Source organism: Streptomyces wuyuanensis, assembly GCF_900103455.1.
In the GTDB taxonomy this organism is placed as follows: Bacteria; Actinomycetota; Actinomycetes; order Streptomycetales; family Streptomycetaceae; genus Streptomyces; species Streptomyces wuyuanensis.
Genome location: NZ_FNHI01000018.1, coordinates 119,067 through 139,844, shown reverse-complemented (window position 1 = coordinate 139,844; position 20,778 = coordinate 119,067). Strand labels below are relative to the sequence as shown.

Below are 20,778 nucleotides of genomic sequence, written 5' to 3'. Positions count from 1 at the left end.
GGTTCGTCCCCGGAGAGTGCCCGCCGGTACTCATTCGTCCCGCGGACCGTGTGCCGGAACTTCGCCGTACCGGTCCATGTCCGCCTCGATCCGTCGGACCAGACCCGGCAGCGCGCGTGCCACCGCCGGTGTGAGTCCCGTGCCCAGCGAACGGTCCGCTCCCTCGACGGCGTACACGACGAGGCGGAGAGGACGGCGCCGGAGAATGTCGCCGAGCCGCACCGCTTCGGCGAGGCCGAGTCCGTGGGTGCTGTGGCGTGCCGGGCCGGCCGAGTGGAAGGAGCGCTCGGGGTGTCCGGACCACCGGTGGGTCCGCCCCGGCTGCGCCGACGGGGGAAAGCAGGCATCGACGACCACTGCCAGGGCGGTGTCCTCCCAGAGGCCGATCAGCCGGCCGGGGTCCCCGTCGGACTGTGCGAGTACGGTGCCTGGAGGCAGCGGCCGCCGTGCGGCCCGGTCCTGCAACGAGGCGATGACGGCCCATCCGACCCCGTCGTCCCGGCGGAACTCGTTGCCGATCCCGATGACCGCCGTGCGCGCGACCGGTTCCATCGATGCCTGCTTCCTCGCCCGGACTCATCGCTGTCGTGGTTTCCACCGGATCCGGTGCCGGCCGATCCGGCGGACATTCCTGCCGGAGCAGATCCGCCGCAGCCATCGTCGACGATTCAGGCGAGGGAGCGGCGCATCGACGTACGTGTCGCATGGACGCGGATGCGGAATCCATGGTCGGGCGGCGCGGGGACAAGGCATCTTCTTGCAGGGCAGGCGGGGCGGCCCCCGCACCGGGGCCGTTCGGCCCATGCACCCGGCCCGGGCGCAGGGTCAGCGTGGTCGCAGGGACGCTGCACGCGCGCCCGTCACCTCGTGACCGGCGAGCGCCGCGGATGCTCCGGCCCGCCCGGGGATCCCGCCGACACAGGAAGGGGCACTGTCATGACCGGTTCTCCGCGCACGGTGAGCGACGTCATGACCCACACCGCGGTCGCGGTGGGTCGTCATGCCGCGTACAAGGAGATCGTGGAGCTGATGGACCAGTGGAAGGTCAGTGCCCTGCCGGTCGTGGAGGGCGACGGAAGGGTCATAGGTGTGGTGTCCGAAGCCGATCTCCTGCCGAAGGAGGAGTTCCACCTCGATGCCCCCACGCTCGGCGAAGGGGCCCGGTCGGACCTCTGGAAGGCGGGTGCGGTGACGGCCGGTGAGCTGATGTCGAGCCCCGCAGTGACCGTCCATCCGGCGGCGACCATCGCGGAGGCGGCGCGGATCATGGCACGGCGCCGGGTGAAGCGGCTCCCGGTGGTCGACCGGGTCGGCATGCTGGAGGGGGTGGTCAGCCGCAGCGACTTGCTGAAAGTGTTCCTGCGCACGGACGACGACCTCGCCGAGGACATCCGTCGACACGTCCTCGCGGACCTTCCGGCCGCCGCCGGGGTGGACGCGTCCGTCACGGACGGAGTGGTCACCCTCACAGGGGAGCTACGGGACCGCCGGCTGGTTCCCCTGCTGGCCAAGGCCGTCCGTGCGGTGGAAGGCGTGGTGGACATACGCGTGGATCTGACCGCGAACGTCGCTCACCCCGATCAACCTCACCCCGATCAACAAGGTGGGGAGGACTGACCCGCAGGCGCGCACCGGGGCCGTTCGGCCCTGGTGGCCCGGGTCCGGCATACGGCATCCTCAACGAGGCGAGCCCACCGTCAGGAGGCCGACATGTCCGAGGCACCGGCCTTTTCGGCCGAGGCGCCCGTCCGCGTGTTCCTCCTCGACGACCACGAGGTGGTACGGCGCGGTCTGCGAGATCTGCTCGACGCCGAACCGGACATCGAGGTCGTCGGCGAGGCCGGCACAGCGCAGCAGGCGCTGGCGCGGGGGCCCGCGGTGCGACCGCGAGTGGCGGTGCTGGACGTCCGCCTTCCCGACGGTGACGGCGTCACGGTCTGCCGGGAACTGCGCTCCTGCATGCCGGAGCTCGCCTGCCTCATGCTGACGTCGTTCGACGACGAGGACGCGCTGCTGGACGCGATCATGGCCGGAGCGGCCGGGTACGTGCTGAAGCAGATCAAGGGGTCCGACCTCGTCTCCGCCGTACGAACCGTGGCCACCGGCCAGTCGATGCTCGACCCCGCGACCACGGCTCGTCTGATGCACTCGCTGCGATCCCCGGAAGAAGCCCCGGCATCCGAGGACGAACGGCTCGCCGTGCTGTCCCCGCGTGAACGCGCGGTCCTCGAGCTGATCGGGCGCGGAATGACGAACCGTGAGATCGGCAAGGAGCTCTACCTCTCCGAGAAGACCGTCAAGAACCACATCTCACGACTGCTTTCCAAACTGGGCGTGGAACGCCGTGTCCAGGCCGCGGTCATCGCGGCGCAGCACGAGCACCAGCAGTGATCATGCTCGAGCCGGCTGGTCAGACCCGGCCGCGCAGCGGAACACGCCATTCCAGACGGGTTCCGCCGTTCGCGCCGCGGGCGACGGTCAGCTCCCCACCCAGACTTTCCGCCCGCTCCCGGAGGTTGCGCAGGCCGCTGCGCCGTCCGCCCTCCTTGATGCCGACCCCGTCGTCGACGACGCTCACCGTGAGCGTTCCGGACCGGGCCGCGATCGAGACCTCCGCACGGTCGGCGCGAGCGTGCCGCGCGACGTTCGTGAGCGCCTCGCTCAGCACCGCCACGACCTCGTCCGCGAGATCGCCCGGAACATCGGTGTCGATGAAGCCCTCCGTGCGCAAAGCGGGTGCGAAGCCGAGCGCGTGTGCCTGCTCTTCGAGCAGACACGCGGCCCGCGTCCGGAGTCCGCCCGTGCTGCGGGGTGTCTCGTGCTGCCGCAGTCCGAAGATCGTCGATCGAATGATCTTGATGGTGTCGTCGAGGTCGTCGATGGCCCGGCCCAGCCGCTCCGACGCCTCCGGGTGGTCGACGAAGCGCTGTGCGCTCTGCAGTGTCATCCCCGTCGCGAACAGGCGCTGGATGGCGAGGTCGTGGAGATCCCGGGCGATCCGGTCGTGATCGGCGAGCAGACTCATCTGTTCCGTCTCCCGCCTGTGGTCCGCCAGTTCGAGCGCCACGGCGGCCTGGCCGGCGAACCCGGACAGGGGCGCGGTCTCCTCCTCGGAGAACGGCGGGCTGCCCGCACGCCGAGCGAGCGTCAGCACTCCGCGGTTCCTCTCCCTGGTCCCCACCGGCACGGCCACCGCGGGACCGAACTCCTTCCATGCCCCGGCCCGCAGGGTGAAACGGGCGTCGTTGGCCACGTCGGGACTCCTGACCGGAGCGCCCTCCGCGAGGGCGAGGCCCGCGAGTGTGCCCTCCGCCGGCAGTGTCACCTCGTGGTGCTGATCGGCGCCGTCCCCGAGAGCCACGACGCCTCGCAGCTCTCCCCCCGAAGTGACCAAGTGGACCATTCCGATGGCCGCTCCTGTGATGTCGCGAGCCCGATTGATCATCAGTTCGAGCACTTGGGCCTGTGGTGTCCCGGAGAGCAGCGCGCTCGTGCACTCGGCGCTCGCCTCGAGCCACTGTCCCCTGAGACGGAGCTCCTCGAACAGACGGGCGTTCTCGATGGCGATGCCGGCGGCGACGGCGAGCGTGGACAGGACGGCTTCGTCGTCGGAGTCGAATTCGGCGCCGTCTCGCTTCTCGGTCAGGTAGAGGTTGCCGAACACCTCGTCGCGGACCCTGATGGGTACTCCCAGGAACGTCCGCATCGGCGGATGGTGGGAGGGGAATCCGGATGACGCGGGGTGCTCGGCGATGTTGCTCAGCCTCAGTGCTTCGGGGTGCCGGATGACCTCGCCCAGGAGACCGTGACCGGTGGGGAGGTCGCCGATGCGGGCGCGCAGTTCGTCGCTGATGCCGACGGGAAGGAACTGCGCCAGTCTGTCCTGGTCCCCGATCACCCCGAGAGCCCCGTACTCGGCGTCCACGAGGGAAACCGCGGCCTCGACGATCCCTTGGAGCACCTGGGGGAGATCGAGTTCCCGTCCCACCGACAGCACGGCTTCCAGAAGACCGTTCAGGCGGTCCCTCGTCTCGCGCACCTCGTCGATGCGCCCCTCGAGCTCGTCCAGCAGCTCGTCCAGGCGCAGCCGCGAGACACGATTCGCCGCCGTGATGTCCTCGCCCATGCGCTCTCCCGCCGCGTCACACAGGGGAACCCTTCGTCTCTCCTACGTTACCGCTCCACCCCAGGTGGCCCCCGTGCGCCGGTCCACGAGGGGCGCGGGCCACGCGGATCACTCATGACGGGGAGAAGGGGTGCGGGCGTCCGTCCCCGGTGGCGTGCCCGGTGAGCCGTCCCAGCCATGGCTGTCGGCTCGAGCGTGCCGCGGCGAAGCCGAGCAGGCCCGCGGCGCACGCGAGTCCCACCTCCATCGCTTCGAGGGGGCGCGTCTCCAGAACCGAACGCAGGAAGGGGACGTACACCGCGGCGACGCCGAGGGCTGCCGACACCAGTACCGACAGCGGGAGGAAGAGGTTCTCCCGCGTGAACAGGCGGCTGCGCAGTCCCAGCACGACGCCCAGCTGGGCCGCCAGCAGGGAAAGGAAGAGCACGGTCTGCCAGGGGGAGCCGACGGCGCGCGCGACCAGCCCGACGACCAGACAGACCGCGGTCACCACGGCGCCCAGGAACAGCACGCGTTGCCACAGGCCGTGACCCATCACATGCTGGTCGGGCGGACGAGGCGGCCGGTGCATGGCCTGCGGGGACACGGGCTCCGCGCCGACCGCGACGCCGGTGAGGCCGTGGGTCAGGAGATTGATCCACAGGATCTGGCCGGCCCGGAGCGGCAGGGCCAGCCCCAGCAGGGGGCCGACGAGCATCACCAGGATCTCGGCCGTGCCCCCGGCGAGGGCGTAGACGAGGAACCTGCGGATGTTGTCGTAGACCCGTCGTCCCTCCTCGACAGCAGCCACGACGGTGGCGAGTTCGTCATCGGTGAGTACCAGGTCGGCCGACTGCCGGGCGACCTCGGTGCCGCGGCGCCCCATGGCCACGCCGATGTCCGCGGCGTGCAGCGCGGGGCCGTCGTTGACGCCGTCGCCGGTCATCGCCGTCACGTGGCCGCGGGCGTGCCACGCCCGGACGATGTCCAGTTTCTGCTGCGGGTCCGTGCGGGCGAAGACCCTCACCGCAGTCGGATCGCCGATGCGGCCGGCCGCCAGGTCCGCTCCGGTGGCGACCGCCTCGGTGGAGTCCTCCGGATCCACGAGTCCGACGCGTGCGGCCACCGCACGGGCGGTCGCCGGATGGTCCCCCGTGACGAGGACGGGGGTGATCCCGGCGGCCCGGCAGGCGGCGAGAGTCGCGGTCGCTGCGGGCTTCGGGGGGTCGCTGATGGCGGCCAGACCGAGGAACCGCAGGCCGTGCTCCGCTTCCGAGGCCCTCGGCGGTCGTCCGGAGCGCTCCCCGAAAGCCACGGCGAGGACGCGGAAGCCACGGGACGCCAGGTGTGCCGCCTCCTGCCGTGCTTCGGCCAGCAGCTCGGAGCCGTCGTCCAGCACGGTGGGATCGAGCACGGCCTCCGGCGCGCCCTTGAGGCAGACGAGCGACCGCCCGGAAGGCGTCCTGTGCACGGTGGTCATCCGTTTCCGGAGACTGTCGAACGGCGCTTCGCCGGTCCTCGGACATCTCTCCCGGAGGAGGCTTCGCTCCTCGCAGCCCGCCTTCGCCGCTGCGGTCAGCAGCGCGGCCTCGGTCGGATCCCCGAGCGCCGTCCAGCGGCCACCGGATCCTCCCCTCCCGTCGGGCGGCCGGAGGGCGGCGTCGTTGCACAGCGTCGCGACCGTCAGCAGATCACGAACGGGCCCGAGTTCCGCGGCCTTCGCCGTTCTTCCGGCGATGCGCACCTCGCCCCTCGGTTCGTATCCGACCCCGGTGAACTCCACCCGCCCGCGGGGGGTCCAGATCTGCTCCACCACCATCCGGCCCTCGGTGAGCGTCCCGGTCTTGTCGGTGGCCAGGACGGTCACGGAACCGAGGGTCTCGACGGCGGGCAGCCGGCGTACCACGGCGTGCCGTGCCGCCATCCGTCGCGCGCCCAGCGCGAGCGCGAGCGTCACGACGGCCGGCAGCGACTCCGGTACGGCGGCGACGGCGAGACTGATCGCCGTCACGGCCATCGTGTCCGGCGGCAGCCCCCGGAACAGCCCGAGGGCGAAGACCAGCATGCACAGGGCCACGGTGACGAGAGCCAGCACCCTGCCCAGTGCAGCGAGTCGGCGTTGCAGAGGGGTGGGCTCGGTCCGGCCCTCCAGGAGGGACGCGATCCGGCCGAGTGCGCTGCCCTCACCCGTGGCGAAGACCTCGGCCACGGCCCTGCCCCTGACGGTGACGGTCCCGGCGCTCAGGACCGATGCGCCGGGTATCCCGGAGCGGACGTCCTTGTCGACCGGAACGGACTCCCCGGTCAGCATGGACTCGTCCACCAGGAGTGACGACGACTCGACGAGTCGTGCGTCGGCGGCCACGATGTCGCCTTCACCGAGCAGCAGCACGTCCCCGGGCACGACGTCCCTGGCCGGCACCTCCCGGTCGGATCCGTCCCGCACCACGCGTGCGGCCGGTGCGGACAGCGCCGAGAGTGCCGCAACGGCGTTGTCGGCCCTGATCTCCTGGACGACACCCACGGTGGTGTTGACGACGACGACCAGGGCGATCACCACGGCGTCGGCATGGTCCCCGATCGCGACGGTCAGGACGATCGCACCGAGCAGAACCATGATCAGCGGATCGCGAAGCTGGGCCAGTACGCGGCTGTGGAGGGACGGCCTCCGACGCGCCTCCACCTCGTTCGGACCGTGTTCACGCAGCCGGCGCGCCGCTTCTTCGTCCGTCAGACCGGCCGGCCGTGTGTCGTCGGGCGCCGTGATCCGCGTGCGATGAGAGGTCACGCTCCCCTCCCGTCGGTTCGGCAGGGTGGTCCGGGTTCGTACCGCTGGCGAGGCCCGTCTCGGACGGCTCGACCTCCGTGGACGGGACCGCGGTTCGAGTCCTCCGGGTCGGAGCCGGGCGGACGGGCTCTCATCTCATCCTGCCCGTTCCGGGCGTGGTGGTCGGGGGGCCGGTCGGTTCCGGCCGGGGGCCGATCAGCCCTGCCCGTTGGCGGTGGTCCCGGCGCAGGCTGGAACCGCGTTCCCCCTGGCTGCAACCGATCCGGGCGGCAGGGCGTTGCTCGAAAAGTCCGGAGCCCCGGATCGCTCGTCCCGACCAGTGCACTTCGAGGAGGGTGCTCGCCGTGACCGACGCGACCACCACCGACCTGTACGAGGTCACCATGGCCATGTCCTACCTTCGGGAGGGCATGGACCAGCCCGCGACATTCAGTCTGTTCGTACGGGACCTGCCACCTGAGCGGGGCTTTCTCGTCGCCGCAGGCCTCGAACCCTCCCTGGACTACCTCTCCCGTCTGCACGTGGGACCGGAGGACGTGCGGGACTTCGCCGCGACGCTGCATCGTCCCGAGGGGGATCTGCAAGAGCTGCTCGCCCTGGAGTTCCGGGGCGACGTCCGTGCGGTGCCCGAGGGCCGACTGGTCTTCGCCGGAGAGCCGCTGATGGAGGTCACCGCGCCGTTGCCGCAGGCCCAGTTCGTGGAGACCTATCTGCTGGGACAGGTCTGTCATCAGACCGTCGTCGCCTCGAAGGCCGCACGTTGCGTCATGGCCGCCGCCGGACGGCCGGTCGTGGACTTCTCCCTGCGGCGCACACACGGTCCGCAGGCGGGGTTCCAGGCCGCCCGTGTCTCCGCGATGGTCGGTTTCGCAGGTACCAGCAATGTGGCCGCCGCGGCGGAGCTCGGGATACCGGGATCAGGGACCATGGCCCATTCCTATGTCGAGGCCTTCCCCGGCGAGGAAGAGGCATTCAGAGCCTTCGCCCGGGCACATTCCGGCCCGGTGACATTCCTCGTCGACACCTATGACACCGACCTCGGTGTCAGGACGGCCGCCCGGGTCCTGGCCGACATCCGAAGAGGAGCAGGGTGCGCCGTCCGCCTCGACAGCGGGGACCTGGGAGCTCTGGCCCACCGGGCTCGGGGGATTCTCGATTGGGCAGGGCTTGCCGAGGTGCGCATCGTCGCCAGTGGCGGACTGGACGAGTACGCCGTGGACGAGTTGGTGCGCGGCGGCGCGCCGATCGACGTGTACGCGGTGGGCACCAAGGTGGGTACCGCGGCCGACGCGCCGTATCTGGACGCGGCCTACAAGCTCGTCCAGTACGCCGGGCGACCGGTCATGAAGCTGTCCTCGGCGAAGGCCACCGCGCCTGCCCCCAAGCAGGTGTTCCGCGGACCGGGCTGCCGGGACGTCGTGGGGCTGGACGGAGAGGAGCCGCCGGACGGCGGGGAGCCGATGCTGCGATCGGTCATGGTGGGGGGTCGCAGAACCGGACCGCCGGACAACCTGGCAGCCGCCCGGGCGCGCTTCGAGGCCGACCTGGCGTCCCTGCCGGAAGCAGCACGCCGTATCCGCGGCCCACACCCCCCGCCACGCCCCGTGGTCTCCCCACGCCTGGCCGCCCTGACGGTCAGGACGCGGAACGAGATCGAGGAGGTCGTCAGGCGGACGCTTGCGCGGAGCGGGCGACGCCCGCCTGAGGACGGGGCCTCATGACCCCGGCACGGGACCGTTCGGCTCTCGCCCCAGTCTCCGTCCTGCCGCATCGTGGTGTCAGGAGGACAACCGCGACGCGGTGGGAAGAAGCCGATCATGCCTGGTGCGGCCATGGCGTTGCGGGCGAGCCGGCGGCGCGGTGCCCTTCGGGATCCTGCGGTCGCCCTTGGCGGCAGTGGTGCCGCGCCGGACGGCAACCGTTCCCCGTCGCTCGGAGACGCTGTCCGGCACGGGACCGGACGGAGGGTGCGTCGGCCGCCGGGCGGCCGGAAGGAGGTCCACGGAGATGACTCCCCCTGTGACAGTCGGATTGGACGGGTTCCCGGAGAGCCGGGCTGCGGCGGAATGGGCCGCGCGGGAGGCGGTGCTGAGGGAAGCGCCTCTGCGTCTGGTGCACGTGGAGCAGTGGCCGCTCATTCCATCCGTGCCCCCGGTCGATCACTTGGAGAACGTCGAGTGGCCGGATATCGAGGAGTTCCGCCGGCAGGTGGACGCGGTGCTCGAGGAGGTGTCGGACGACCTGCGCCGACGGCATGCCGGACTCGCGGTGTCCGCGCGACGCCTGACCGGGCGTGCGGCCGCCGTCCTGGCCGTCGAGGCCGCCGACTCCCAGATGCTGGTCCTCGGGTCGCGCGGTCGGGGGGCGGTCGAGCGATTCGTGATCGGATCCGTCGGGACCGCCACGATCGGGCTCACGGACACGCCGGTCGTGGTCGTGCGCCCGCAGGACGAGGTGGCGCCGGGCTCCCCGGAGTACGCAGGGCGGGATGTGGTGGTCGGGGTCGACATCCATGAGAACGCCGACGCGGTGCTCGCCTTCGCCTTCGGCGAGGCGGCGCGGCGGGGCTGCGGCGTGCGCGCCGTGCACGGGTGGTCGCTGCCGTTCGCGTTCAGCTACGCACCCGGGCTCGATCCCGGTGTCCGGCAGGAGGTGGCCGACGGCATCGCCGCTGCTCTCGGCGAGCGGCTGCGGCCGTCGCGGGAGCGGTACCCCTCGGTCAAGGTACAGGAGAGGGTGCTCGTCGGCGCGCCCGCCGAGCAGGTGCTGTACGAGGCCGCCGACGCGGAACTCGTCGTCGTCGGCCGCCGGATCCGGCGGGCTCCGGTCGGCGGGCACCTCGGGCACGTCGCCCACGCCGTGCTGCACCACGCCACCGCTCCGGTGGCGGTCATAGCCCACGACTGACGGACATCCCGTGGACCGAGGACTGGCGAGCACCGCAGGTGCTCTGCCCTTCGACTGACGACAGCCGGCCCCGGCTCGGTCACGTCACCGGTGGGGCCGGTGTCCGACCGGTGCGTGGCGCCGGGCACGGGGCACACGAGAACGCTCTTCACTCGGCAAAGGGGGGCACTCGCAGGACGGAACGTGGAACCGAGCGTGCTTCGGGACTCGGTGACCTCGAATCGGGTAGCGCGCAGCGGGCGCAACTGCGCACCCGGATACGGGACATCGCATTGGCCGCCTTGTGAGCGGTCCGGTTGTCGAGCAGCGGCTGCATCGCATCCGACACCGCGTCATCGCCACCGTCTTCCTCGGTCCTCCTCTGCGTTTCCGTCGTGGTGATGACGGCCGTGACCTCGTGGCTGCGTGGGGCAGTCGGCACCACCCTGTTCCTCTTGATCTTCGTCGGCTGGCTGATCGGCAACGGAAGCGTGCAGGACCGCCGCCTGCGGCGGATGCGTGACGCCCCGGGCGCCTCCGGTACCGAGCGGGAGCACGGGCCGTCGGACTTGCGGTGAACCGGGTTGTCGGCGTCCGCAGGACGATCGTGTCCGGTGGCAGGACCGCTGCGACCTGCCTGCGCGACCTGCCTGCGCGACCCGCTGCGGGCCGCCCGTCGCGGGCCCGGGAATTGCTACGGGGACGCGGCGAGTTCGGCTCCGATGTGGTGGGCCCAGGCCTGGATGCGCTCCGGGTTGCGGAAGTCCCCTCCCTCACCGTGGCGCACGAGATACCGAGCGACCCAACCGGGCGTCGATGCGGTGATGCTGCCGCCAAACGTGATGTGCTCTCGGGCGTGCAGCCGTTCCATCTGCCGGGCCACCCCGCGCACGGGGGGAACGTCGTGCTGTTCGGCGGAGCTGTCGACCGGGCCACTGCTGAACAGCCACACCGGTCGGCCGCCGAGCGCCTCCACGTTGCGCCTCGCGCAACGGCGGGCGCTGTGATGCCAGCGGTTTGCGTAGAGCGACCCTCCCAGCACCACGGCGTCGTAGTCTTCGACGTCCTTCACGTCACGAGCAGGCAGCACGGCGGCGTCGTAGCCGTCCGCTCGGAGGGTGGCGCCGATCTCTTCCGCTATGCCTGCGGTGGCACCGTGCTTGCTGCCGTAGGCCACGAGAACGCGCTTGGTGTCCATGCCGTAGTCCCTTCCTGGCCGACGCCGCTCACACCTCGTGAGGGCCCTGCCGGCGGCCTGTCCGGCCGAGCCCTGGCGGTGTGCGCACGGCGAGAGCGGCCTTGGCGCCGTGGCCGGCGTTGAGCACCCGGACCGCGTCCCGGGGCGACCTGGGCATGCCGCTCAGCCGCCGCCCGTCGCGACGATCCTGCGTCCGGTGATGCGGGACGGCGAGAGCTCGACCCAGAGGTCACGCGCTCCTCCTGCCCACGGCGCCGTCGGGGCGAGTTCCGTCAGCCGCCGGATCGCGTCGTCCTCGGTTACGGCGCGAGCGGTTCCCACCGCCAGCACACTCCACCCCTTGCTGAAGGAGTCGTCGATGCGGTCCACCTCGAAGGCGACCTCGCTTCCCGCAGCGAAGGCGGGGACTTTCCCCAGTGCGGTGCGGAAGGCGATTTCGGCTCCGTCGACCACGTAGTTCACCGGTACCACCGCGGGCCCTTCGGGCGTGAGGACCCCGACCCGCCCGACACCGTGGCCCGACATCAGAGTCCGGCACTCCGCCTCGTCGAGCTCGGCCAGTCCTGCACCCCGGAGCGCGACGCCCAGCCCCGGTGGCTGATCCACCGTCCCGCCCGTCAGTTCGGCCACGGTCGTCTCCAGGGCGGCGGCGATCTGCTGCAGCGTGGCCGTGTCGGGCGCCGCGGGCTGCTCCTCCAGATACGCGACGTAGGTGACCGCGGCCCCGCTGCGCTCGGCCACGTCCTCCCGGGAGAGTCCCAGTTGTTCGCGCCGGCCGGCGAGCCGGCGGCCTATGTCGGTGTGCGAGCGCGACGGCTCGGCGGCGGAACCGTGCGCGGAAGTGCCGCTCATCGTGGTCCACCTCTCCTCGTCAGGTCCCTGCACCACCACGGTGACCTGCAGGTGGTGTGCGGCGCTTGGGCCGGACGGTCCCGAGGCGGCACCTGTCGGCCCATCCGCGACGCCCCTGGGCATGCGAAAGTCGTCCCAGGTGCTCGCACGACCTGTTGCGGCATGTTCCCCGGTGAGGCATGCGTGATGTTGTCAGCCCCGCACTGCGTCGAAGACGTGATGACGAAGACCGTCGTCGCGGTCGCCCTTCATGCGCGGTTCAAGGACATCGTGACGGCCATGGGCCGGTGGAACGTGACCGCCGTCCCGGTCGTCGACGGCGAAGGCCGGGTGGTCGGGATCGTCTCCGAAGCCGATCTCCTGCGCAAGGAGGAACTCCGCGGCACCGAGCAGGTCGTCACGGACCGGAGTCCGGACGCGGCCGCAAGGGCCGAAGCCGTGAGGGCCGAAGACCTCATGAGCGCTCCGCCCGTCACGATCCGGGCCGCCGCGACGCTGCCTCACGCCGCCCGCCTCATGGCGCGACGGCACGTGAAGCGCCTGCCTGTCGTGGACGCACAGGGATTTCTGAAAGGCATCGTCAGCCGGGCGGATCTGCTCAAGGTCTTCCTCCGCGCGGACGACGACATCGCGGCAGACGTCCGGGATGTCCTCGACCGCCTCTTCGCGGGCTCTGGACCGGAGGTGTGTGTCAGGGACGGGGTCGTCACGCTCGGGGGCGCGGTCGGCGACAGCAGCCTCGTGCCCCTCGCCCGCCGTCTGGCTCAGGCCGTCGAGGGCGTCGTCGTGGTCCGCTGCGAAGTCAGCGCGCCGCCCGGACCGAACACGGACGCGGCTGCCCCGTCGTGACCTCGGCGGGCCGACCCGCCGACGTACCCACCGCCGCCGTGTTGCCCGCCGACGTACCCACCGCCGTGTTGTGAGCCCGCTGCGTCCGGGACGCTCGCCGGCCGTTCACGATGTGCCGGTCACGACGTCCGGGGTTCGTCTCCCTTCCCCGCATCGGTCTCCGGGCGCACGATCACGACAGGGCACGTGGCGTGGATGGCGCACTGATGGCTCACCGAGCCCAGCAGTGCTCGACGGAAGCCGCCTCGGCCACGACTTCCCACCACCAGTGCCTCGGCTCCCTCGGCTGCGTCGAGCAGTACCTCCGCCGGGTCGCCGCGCACCAAGCGCTCATGGACCTGAGACGCCCCCGACTGGCCGAGTACGCCGCGTACTTCCTCCACCAGGCCGCGCTCGGCCTGCTCTTCGTCGAAAGCGGTGTCCACGGCCGGGGCCGACCAACTGCGCGCGCCCGGCAGGTCCCAGGCAGCGACGGCGTCGACCGAGGCCCCGACGAGGCCTGCGTACCGAACGGCCCAGCGCAGCGCCGCATGTGAGGAAGGCGAGCCGTCGACACCCACCACGATGCGGGAACCGGAGTCGTGCCTGTCCATCTCCTGCCACCTCTCTGCTGCCACTCCCGGCGCGTGATGCGCGTGATGCGCGGGACGGGCGGTCGGCGCCGCGCCGACGCGTGGTGAGGCCGTCCGGATGGGCGGCTGGTGCGCAACCGGGGCGCGAACCCCTATTCCGCCGGGAAGAAGGTGATCAAAGTGGCCGTGTCGTCCGGGGCGACGACGCGCACGGCGGTCTCCGGAATCTCCTCGGTCGCGATGTCGATCTCCTTCGGGTGGGCCACCATGTGGCGCAGTACCACCGGATAGCGCGGCGACTTCCCGCCGACCGCGACGATCACCACATCGTCCTTGGGGTCGTACGAGAGGTCGGCGAACGGCATTCGCTCGGCCTCGTACTGGTGCCCGACCGAGGCATCCAGCAGTTCGACGGAGACGAGTTTCCCGTCGTGGTCGGCTGTGACGCCGTCGAGAGCCGCCTGCCACTGACTGCGCTCGAGGATCGAGGTTCGGGTCATCGTCAGCCTCCTCTTCGCTGCGGATACCGGTTGGGCCAAGGCGTTCGGCCAGTCGCACCGGCCGAGCACCATGTCTCTCGTGACTGCCGCGACCATGCCGGTCGCCGGCGAGTGGCGTTCGCCGCCCGCCCTCTCTCGCGCCCCCTTTCCATCATGCGCCCGTGGGGCCGGGCATGTCCGGCCGATCGGATCCGGGCCGGGAAGCCCTTTGGGCGTGACGGTCCGGGCGCTCTGCGGCATGCCCAGCCGCGGCGGGTGAACTCGCGACGGCCGCCCTGCCGGCTTCCAGCCGAGCGACGGGTACGCGGAACGGCGAGCAGGAAACGTAGTCGAGCCCTGCCTCGTGGAAGAAGCCCACCGATGCCGGATCGCCTCCGTGTTCACCGCAGACACCGAGTTCCAACCCGGGGTGGGCCGCGCGGCCCTCGGCGACCGCGATCCGTACCAGTCGGCCCACCCCCTCGCGGTCGATGGTCTCGAACGGGGACGCCTGGAACACGCCCTGCTCCAAGTAGGCGGAGAAGAAGGCGGCCTCGACGTCGTCGCGTGAGAATCCCCAGGTCGTCTGGGTGAGATCGTTCGTGCCGAACGAGAAGAAGTCCGCCTCCTGGGCAATGCTCCCCGCGGTCAGCGCTGCCCTCGGCAGCTCGATCATCGTTCCGATCGGGCAGGAGACTTCCACACCGGTCTCCGTGGACACGGCCTCGACCACCCGTTCCACCTCGTCCCTGACGAGCCGCAGTTCCTCCACCGCGTCCACGAGCGGAACCATGATCTCGGCGCGTGGCGTTCCGCCGGCCCGCTCCCGTTCCGCGACCGCCTCGGCGATCGCACGCACCTGCATGGCGAAGAGACCCGGCACGACCAGTCCCAGCCGGACGCCCCTCAGCCCGAGCATCGGGTTCTCCTCGTGCATGCGGGTGACGGCTGCGAGCAAGGCAGTGTCGCGCGCATCCGGCGGAGCTCCGGAAGCCTCTCTCCGGGCGACGCGCACGGCCAGATCGGTCCGGTCCGGCAGGAATTCGTGCAGAGGCGGGTCCAGCAGCCGAATGGTCACCGGCAGTCCGTCCATCGCCTCGAGGATGCCGGTGAAGTCCGCACGCTGCAGCGGCAGGAGTGCGGCGAGCGCAGCGCTCCTCTCCGCGTCACCCTCCGCCAGGATCATGGCCTCGACGAACCGGCGCCGGTCCCCGAGGAACATGTGCTCGGTGCGGCACAGCCCGATGCCCTCGGCCCCGAAGCGGCGCGCCCGGGCCGCGTCCTGGGGGGTGTCCGCGTTCGCCCGCACCTCCAGGTGCCGCGCCGCGTCGGCCTCCAGCATGAGCCGGTGCACATGGCGCACGGAGTCCCGAACGGTTCCGTCCGCGGGTACGCCGCTGTCGAAGTAGTGCATGACGTCGGACTCGACCAGCGGCACGGCTCCCAGGCGGACGACGCCCTCCGTGCCGTCGACGGAGACGACCGAGCCCTCGCCGACGGTCAGGCCGTCGGCGACGAGGCAGCGCGCACGGGCGTCCACGATCATGTCCTCCGCCCCGCACACGCACACCTTGCCCATGCCTCGCGCGACCACCGCCGCGTGGCTCGTCTTCCCCCCGTGAGATGTGAGCACGGCCTGGGCGGCGATCATGCCGGAGAGGTCCTCGGCGGTGGTTTCGTTCCGTACGAGTACCACCTTCTCCCCGGCGTCCGCCCTGCGTACCGCCTCCGCCGAGTCGAAGACGACCGCCCCCACGGCCGCTCCCGGTGAAGCGGGGACACCCCGGGCGATCACGTCGGCTCCGCCGGTGACGGCGAAGCGCGGGAACATGAGGTGGGTGAGCTGTTCGCCGTTGACCCGTGTCAGGGCCTGACGGTTCGTGATCAGGCCCTCGTCGGCCATGTCAGAGGCGATGGTGAAGGCCGCCTGGGCGGTGCGTTTGCCGACGCGTGTCTGAAGCATCCAGAGCCTGCCGCGTTCGATCGTGAACTCGATGTCGCACAGGTCGCGGTAGTGGCTCTCCAGACGGTCCATGTACTCCTGGAGCTGGCCGAACGACGCCGGATCCAGTGCGCCGAGCTCTTGGAGGGGCACTGCGTTGCGCACTCCCGAGACGACGTCCTCCCCCTGGGCGCTGGGAAGGTAGTCGCCGTAGATTCCCCTGCGTCCTGTGGCCGGGTCCCGGGTGAAGGCCACACCGCTCCCCGAGTCCCGGCCCAGGTTGCCGAAGACCATGGTCTGGACGGTGACCGCAGTACCCAGATCATCCGGGATCCGTTCCCGGCGCCGGTACAGCCTTGCGCGCTCCCCGTTCCAGGAGGCGAACACGGCCAGTACTGCCTGCCGCAGCTGCTCGGCGGGTGCCTGGGGGAAGTCGCGACCGGTCCGTTCGCCGATCAGGTCCTTGAACGACTCGACGGTCCTGATGAGGTCGCAGACGTCCAGTCGGCTGTCGTCGGGGACGTGGTGCTGGTCCTCGATGCGCGTGAGCGTCTCCTCGAAGAGGGAACCGTCCACCCCCATCACCGTGCTGCCGAACATCTGCACGAGGCGTCGGTAGGAGTCCCACGCGAATCGTTCGCGCTCGGACGTCTTGGCCAGCCCGAGTACGGAGTAGTCGTTGAGCCCGATGTCGAGCACGGTCTCCATCATTCCGGGCATCGATACCCGGGCCCCGGACCTGACCGAGAGGAGCAGCGGGTCGTCCGCCTGGCCCAGTCGCTTTCCTGCGGCACGCTCGAGGGCCGAGAGATGGTCGGCCACCTGGCGCTCCAGTTCGGGCGGCGGCCGACCCGTCGACAGGAACACCCGGCAGGCCTCGGTGGTGATGGTGAACCCGCTCGGCACGGGCAGGCCGAGGCGGGTCATCTCCGCGAGATTCGCCCCCTTGTTCCCGAGGAGGTCGGCCATCGCGCGGCCGCCGTGAGCGAAGTCGTACACGTAGTCGGTCATGGATGCCTGCTTCCGCGGTGGGCCGGACTCCGGCACGGACCGGGCCACCTGATTCCACTGTCCACGGGACACGACCCGGAGGGAGAGGGGCCATTCGTCCCTGCGTGGGGACGTTCGGACCCGCAGCACCAGGGGTCCCTGAACGACCCAGGGTCGTACGACGGCCCTCCGAGGCCAGGCACGACACGGGTCGGCGTCCGACGTGCTCAGGCACGAGCCAGCGGCGATCGGTCCAGGAGGAGGATGCCCGCCACGGCCACTGCCGCTCCCAGCATCTGCACGGCCAGCGCCGAAGGGGTCTGCGCTAGCCGTTCGCCGAAGACGGCGATGCCGATCAGAACGGCGCCGATCGGTTCCAGTGTGTCGATGATCGGCAGGCTGATGGCCAGGGAGCCGGCCTGATAGGCGCTCTGCGACAGGGTCAGGCCCAGCACGCCGACGACGATCAGTGAGTACGGCTCCCACGCGAGGAGCGCGGCCGCGCCCTCCGTCTGGAACCTGTCGGCCGTGCTCTTGGTCAGGCTGTCGAGCAACGCGAAGAGGAGCGCCGCGCAGACGGCGAACAGAGCGGTCCGCGTCCTGCCGCGCCGCCGCAGGCCGACGGGGGCCAGAAGCATCACGGCGCCACCGATGGCGGCGAGCACGGGCACCCAGTCGACGAGATCCGGAACCGTCCCGTGGGAAGGCGCCGGCAGCACCGTCAGGAACATCGCCACACCACCCGCCGTGCACATGATTCCCGCGACCTCCGGACGCGTCAGGGGGACGCCGCGCCGCCAGGCGAGGAAGGGAAGGGCGAAGACGAGGTCCGTGGCCGCGAGCGGCTGGACCAGCACCAAAGGGCCCGAGGCCAAGGCGAGGCCGAGCAGGGCGTACGAGGAGACGACGAGTCCCATGCCGGTCAGCCACTTCGGACGGCGGGCCAACTCCAGCAGCAGTCGGGGCCGCAGGGAGTCCGTTGTGGGGGCCTCGCTCGCCGCCTGCTGCTGAAGCACGGATCCGACGCCGAAACTGAGGGCGGAGAGCAGAGCGGCGGGCACCGCGACGGCGGTGTTCATGGCGCAAGCATTCCGGCGACGAGGTGCGGGGGAGCGGCGGACACGCCCATGACGGCCGAGGAGGCCCCGGAGTACGGTCCGTCGTCGGACGGACCCGGTCCGACGGCAGCATGCCGCACCGCCCTCGTGATCGTGCTCGTCGTCGCGGTGCCGGCCACCCTGCCGGGAGCGGCGACGGCCAAGTCCGGTCGGCCCCCGGAAGGGCTGACCGGCCCCGGGACGCCACGCCTCGCGAGAGTCAAGAATGGGAAAGCGGGGAGCACGTCCGGATGAGGAGGCAGACCGTGCATGAGCGTGAGGGTTCTGCCGCCGGTGCCGAAGCGCGTCGTGCGGTGCCGGGAAGGGCGAGCCGAACCGACGAACCCCTGCGGGAGGACTTGCTGCTCCGGTACATCGGTGCCATGGCGGCGGCGTCCACGCATCAGCGGGAGCCCCGGAGACCGACCGGCCGCGGAGCACCGGCCCGGCCCTCGCGGACAGGCCACCGGGCATCCTCGGCATCCGATGTGGAAGCCGAGCCGCTGCTGGTCGAAGACGTGATGGACGCCTCTGCCGCATCGGTCTCGGGGGACTCCGCCTTCATGGCCATTGCCCGGACCCTCACCGATGCGGGAGTGGGGTCCCTGCCCGTGACGGACCCGGAGGGCCGGGTGATGGGTGTGGTGTCGGAATCGGACCTGCTGGCCAAGGCGGCGGTCGAGGCGACCGGCCATCGGCCCGGCGTGCCGGGTGCGCTCGCTCGCCGGCGCCTGAACGAGAGTGCCCGGGCGTATACGGCGGAGGACCTGATGACCGCTCCTGCCATCACGGTGTTCCCGGAGTCCACCGTCGCCGAGGCGGCGTGGCTGGCAGCGCTCTCCCGGCTGAAGAGAGTGCCCGTCACGGACCAGGAGGGGCACCTCGTCGGTGTCGTGCGCAGGAACACTCTTCTTGCGGCTCTCGTGCGGGACGACGAGGGGATCCGTGAGGAGATCGAATCCAGGATTCTCACTGAGGAGTTTCCCGGCACCAGGCCGGCGATCGAGATCGTCGTTCGCAACGGGACGGTGGACGTGTGGGGGCGGATGGAGCGGGCCGACGCTCGGCGGCTGCTCGACCGGATCGAAGGCATTGCCGACGTCACCGCGGTTGTCGATCACCTGACGGCTGTCTGAGGACGCCTTTGCACCTCGGCCGCGCCCCGACGCCCGTCGCGCAACCGCAGTCCCGCGAAGGCGAGCAACCCCAGTCCCGACGACCGACGCCGCCGGGTACCTCAGGCGCCCCTACGGGGAGCGCTCCCCGACCGCCTTCCTGCGCCGGGCTTCTCCTGCCGGCCCGGTCGCGCGGCCCACAGGCGTGTCGTCGAAGACGTAACGCAACCGGTCGACGACGGCAATCACTCCGTCCGTCTGTCGGACCAGCTGGACGGCGACCAGAACGTCGCCGAGCCGCTCCAGCTCGCCCTCGAGGGTCACCACTCCCTCCACCACATGGACCGCCAGTTTTCCCGGCGGCAGCCACAACGTGTTCTCGAAGAGCTCCTCGACGATCTCCTTCCGGATCTCCGCGTCGGGTCGGAGGAAAACCTGCAGGAGGTCGCGCCGGGTCACCATGCCGACCAGACGTCGCTCCCGGTCGACCACGGGCAGGCGTTCCACGCGATGGCCGGCCATGGTGCGTGCCGCCCCCGCCACGGTTTCCTCGACGTCGACGGTCACGGCGGGCGAGGACATCAGGTCCGCCGCGGTCGGCGCGGGGCCGTCGCGGTCCGGGGAGCCCGCGACGAGTTCCGTCTTCGCACCCGCGGCGGCCTCCCACTCCGGTGCGGGAACCGGCCGTCGCAGGACCAGGTCGGTCTCGGAGACCACCCCGATCACCCGGCGCTCGGGATCCACGACCGGAACGCCGCTGATCCGGTGCTCATCGAGCAGTCCGGCGATCTGCTTGAAGGACGACTCGGGCGGCACCGCGACCACGTTCCGCACCATGAGACCGGCGATCTTGCTGTGCCTCATCACGGGCTCCCTTCGGTGTCGTCCGGAGCGCCCCGTGCCCCGGCACCCCCAGCGTCAGCCGACGACCCCCATATCGGATAGGGCTGATGGGGCCGTGCCAAGGGCCGAGAGGCCCGCCGCGGGGGCGGGAGACGGGCGTGCTGCCTGCCGAGGCCCTTTCACCCTGGGCCGACCGGCCCACTGCGGAGGGAAGGTCGCCCCCTACGAGCACGGGAGCACAACACCGAGGGTGGAGGGAGAGCGACATGGTGCCGGAGGGCATCGCCTGCTGGTGCACCGGGCGGTCCACGACGGGAGGCCCGTCATGACGAACGAACTCTCCGCGCCCAGGCCGCACGGCGTGGCTGGGCACAGTCTGTGGAGGCACCTGGTCCGCGCGGCAGGCAGGGACGCGAGGCCGTTGGTCCGCCCTGCGGACCGGGCGCACAGCCGCCTGATGGTGGAAGGGGCCCTCGCCGTTCTCATGGCGCTGATGCTGGCGGTGGCGGCCACCTGGGCCACGTGGACCAGCGAGCACCGCCGCGTGCTCGATGAAGAGCGGCAACAGGTCAGGGCGACCACGGTGACCGAGGCGGTGGCGAGCGCGAGTGACACCCGCTCCGGAGTGCCGGATGCGGCACTGGCCGAGGCGACCTGGAGCCGACCGGGGAGCGGCGCGCACAGAGGCGTCGTCGAGGTGCCGCTGGGCACCGCGGCCGGAAGCGTGGTCCGGATCTGGGTCGACGAGCACGGGCGTCTTGTCCCGAAGCCCTCTACCGACGCCGACATGGCCATGGCCTCCGCACTCGCTGGCGTGTCGGTGTTCACCGTGCTCGCCGGTGCCGCCGCGGCCGTGACCGGCTTCCGGGACCGTCGGCTCGAGGGCAGGACTCTGGAGGCGTGGGAGGCCGAGTGGGCGGCCGTCGAACCACGCTGGTCCGGCCGCCCGGGAGAGTGAACGAAGGGCGCGGAGCGGATGCCGCACCGCACCACCGGTGCCGGGCGGCCTGCGGCTCCGCGACGCCCGGGCACGTCGTAGCCGGACTGCGACGCGTGGCAGCG

Annotated in this window: 18 protein-coding genes; 8 read left to right on the top strand and 10 right to left on the bottom strand. The window is 71.3% G+C overall.

Going from position 1 to position 20,778, the window contains the following annotated elements; translation table 11 throughout:
* Positions 1–30: 30 nt before the first annotated feature.
* The gene (locus BLT82_RS24990) at positions 31–552 is read right to left on the bottom strand and encodes a hydrogenase maturation protease (RefSeq protein ID WP_093658619.1); all 522 of its coding nucleotides are present in this window, start codon (positions 550–552) and stop codon (positions 31–33) included.
* A 384-nt stretch (positions 553–936) separates the two neighbouring features.
* On the opposite strand from BLT82_RS24990, the gene BLT82_RS24985 reads away from it, so the two are divergent.
* Together BLT82_RS24985 and BLT82_RS24980 are read left to right on the top strand one after the other, a co-directional pair.
* Complete coding sequence (locus BLT82_RS24985; RefSeq protein ID WP_093658617.1) at positions 937–1,617, top strand: CBS domain-containing protein; 681 nt, start codon at positions 937–939, stop codon at positions 1,615–1,617.
* A 93-nt stretch (positions 1,618–1,710) separates the two neighbouring features.
* Entirely contained in the window at positions 1,711–2,391 is a 681-nt protein-coding gene (locus BLT82_RS24980) for a response regulator (RefSeq protein ID WP_093658615.1), read from the top strand.
* Between the two features lie 19 nt (positions 2,392–2,410).
* On the opposite strand, the gene BLT82_RS24975 is transcribed toward BLT82_RS24980, so the two are convergent.
* Both BLT82_RS24975 and BLT82_RS24970 read right to left on the bottom strand, forming a co-directional pair.
* Complete coding sequence (locus BLT82_RS24975) at positions 2,411–4,126, bottom strand: GAF domain-containing sensor histidine kinase (protein WP_093658613.1); 1,716 nt, start codon at positions 4,124–4,126, stop codon at positions 2,411–2,413.
* A gap of 112 nt (positions 4,127–4,238) precedes the next feature.
* Positions 4,239–6,893, bottom strand: coding sequence for a cation-translocating P-type ATPase (locus tag BLT82_RS24970; RefSeq protein ID WP_208868026.1), 2,655 nt, complete (start codon positions 6,891–6,893; stop codon positions 4,239–4,241).
* A 344-nt stretch (positions 6,894–7,237) separates the two neighbouring features.
* Here BLT82_RS24970 and BLT82_RS24965 point away from each other — a divergent pair, with 344 nt between their 5' ends.
* The 3 genes from BLT82_RS24965 to BLT82_RS37260 all read left to right on the top strand — a co-directional run bounded on the left by BLT82_RS24965 (position 7,238) and on the right by BLT82_RS37260 (position 10,357).
* Positions 7,238–8,614, top strand: coding sequence for a nicotinate phosphoribosyltransferase (locus tag BLT82_RS24965; protein ID WP_093658695.1), 1,377 nt, complete (start codon positions 7,238–7,240; stop codon positions 8,612–8,614).
* 286 nt (positions 8,615–8,900) lie between these two features.
* Complete coding sequence (locus tag BLT82_RS24960) at positions 8,901–9,800, top strand: universal stress protein (RefSeq protein ID WP_244292128.1); 900 nt, start codon at positions 8,901–8,903, stop codon at positions 9,798–9,800.
* 380 nt (positions 9,801–10,180) lie between these two features.
* Positions 10,181–10,357 carry a hypothetical protein gene (locus tag BLT82_RS37260; protein ID WP_167746078.1) on the top strand — a complete coding sequence of 59 codons (177 nt, stop codon included), beginning with the start codon at positions 10,181–10,183 and terminating at the stop codon, positions 10,355–10,357.
* Between the two features lie 116 nt (positions 10,358–10,473).
* Here BLT82_RS37260 and BLT82_RS24955 read toward each other — a convergent pair whose 3' ends face one another.
* A complete protein-coding gene (locus BLT82_RS24955; protein WP_093658609.1) occupies positions 10,474–10,977 on the bottom strand; it encodes a flavodoxin domain-containing protein in 504 nt (167 codons plus the stop codon).
* Between the two features lie 162 nt (positions 10,978–11,139).
* Entirely contained in the window at positions 11,140–11,829 is a 690-nt protein-coding gene (locus BLT82_RS24950) for a helix-turn-helix domain-containing protein (RefSeq protein ID WP_093658607.1), read from the bottom strand.
* A gap of 186 nt (positions 11,830–12,015) precedes the next feature.
* Here BLT82_RS24950 and BLT82_RS24945 point away from each other — a divergent pair, with 186 nt between their 5' ends.
* Positions 12,016–12,678 carry a CBS domain-containing protein gene (locus BLT82_RS24945; protein ID WP_093658693.1) on the top strand — a complete coding sequence of 221 codons (663 nt, stop codon included), beginning with the start codon at positions 12,016–12,018 and terminating at the stop codon, positions 12,676–12,678.
* Positions 12,679–12,797: 119 nt separating this feature from the next.
* Here the strand turns inward: BLT82_RS24945 and BLT82_RS24940 are convergent, their stop codons facing one another.
* From BLT82_RS24940 to BLT82_RS24925, 4 genes are all read right to left on the bottom strand, one after another.
* Entirely contained in the window at positions 12,798–13,271 is a 474-nt protein-coding gene (locus tag BLT82_RS24940; protein ID WP_208868025.1) for a universal stress protein, read from the bottom strand.
* 131 nt (positions 13,272–13,402) lie between these two features.
* Positions 13,403–13,750 carry a DUF5335 family protein gene (locus BLT82_RS24935; protein ID WP_093658605.1) on the bottom strand — a complete coding sequence of 116 codons (348 nt, stop codon included), beginning with the start codon at positions 13,748–13,750 and terminating at the stop codon, positions 13,403–13,405.
* A 151-nt stretch (positions 13,751–13,901) separates the two neighbouring features.
* Positions 13,902–16,682 carry a pyruvate, phosphate dikinase gene (gene ppdK / locus BLT82_RS24930; protein WP_093658603.1) on the bottom strand — a complete coding sequence of 927 codons (2,781 nt, stop codon included), beginning with the start codon at positions 16,680–16,682 and terminating at the stop codon, positions 13,902–13,904.
* Between the two features lie 206 nt (positions 16,683–16,888).
* Positions 16,889–17,740, bottom strand: a complete 852-nt coding sequence (locus BLT82_RS24925; RefSeq protein WP_093658601.1) for a DMT family transporter — start codon at positions 17,738–17,740, stop codon at positions 16,889–16,891.
* 506 nt (positions 17,741–18,246) lie between these two features.
* On the opposite strand from BLT82_RS24925, the gene BLT82_RS24915 reads away from it, so the two are divergent.
* A complete protein-coding gene (locus BLT82_RS24915) occupies positions 18,247–18,894 on the top strand; it encodes a CBS domain-containing protein (RefSeq protein ID WP_244292126.1) in 648 nt (215 codons plus the stop codon).
* Positions 18,895–19,005: 111 nt separating this feature from the next.
* On the opposite strand, the gene BLT82_RS24910 is transcribed toward BLT82_RS24915, so the two are convergent.
* Positions 19,006–19,737, bottom strand: a complete 732-nt coding sequence (locus BLT82_RS24910; RefSeq protein WP_093658597.1) for a CBS domain-containing protein — start codon at positions 19,735–19,737, stop codon at positions 19,006–19,008.
* A gap of 304 nt (positions 19,738–20,041) precedes the next feature.
* On the opposite strand from BLT82_RS24910, the gene BLT82_RS24905 reads away from it, so the two are divergent.
* Positions 20,042–20,674 (top strand): Rv1733c family protein, encoded by a 633-nt coding sequence (locus BLT82_RS24905; protein WP_143041528.1) that lies wholly within the window; start codon positions 20,042–20,044, stop codon positions 20,672–20,674.
* Positions 20,675–20,778 lie beyond the last annotated feature (104 nt).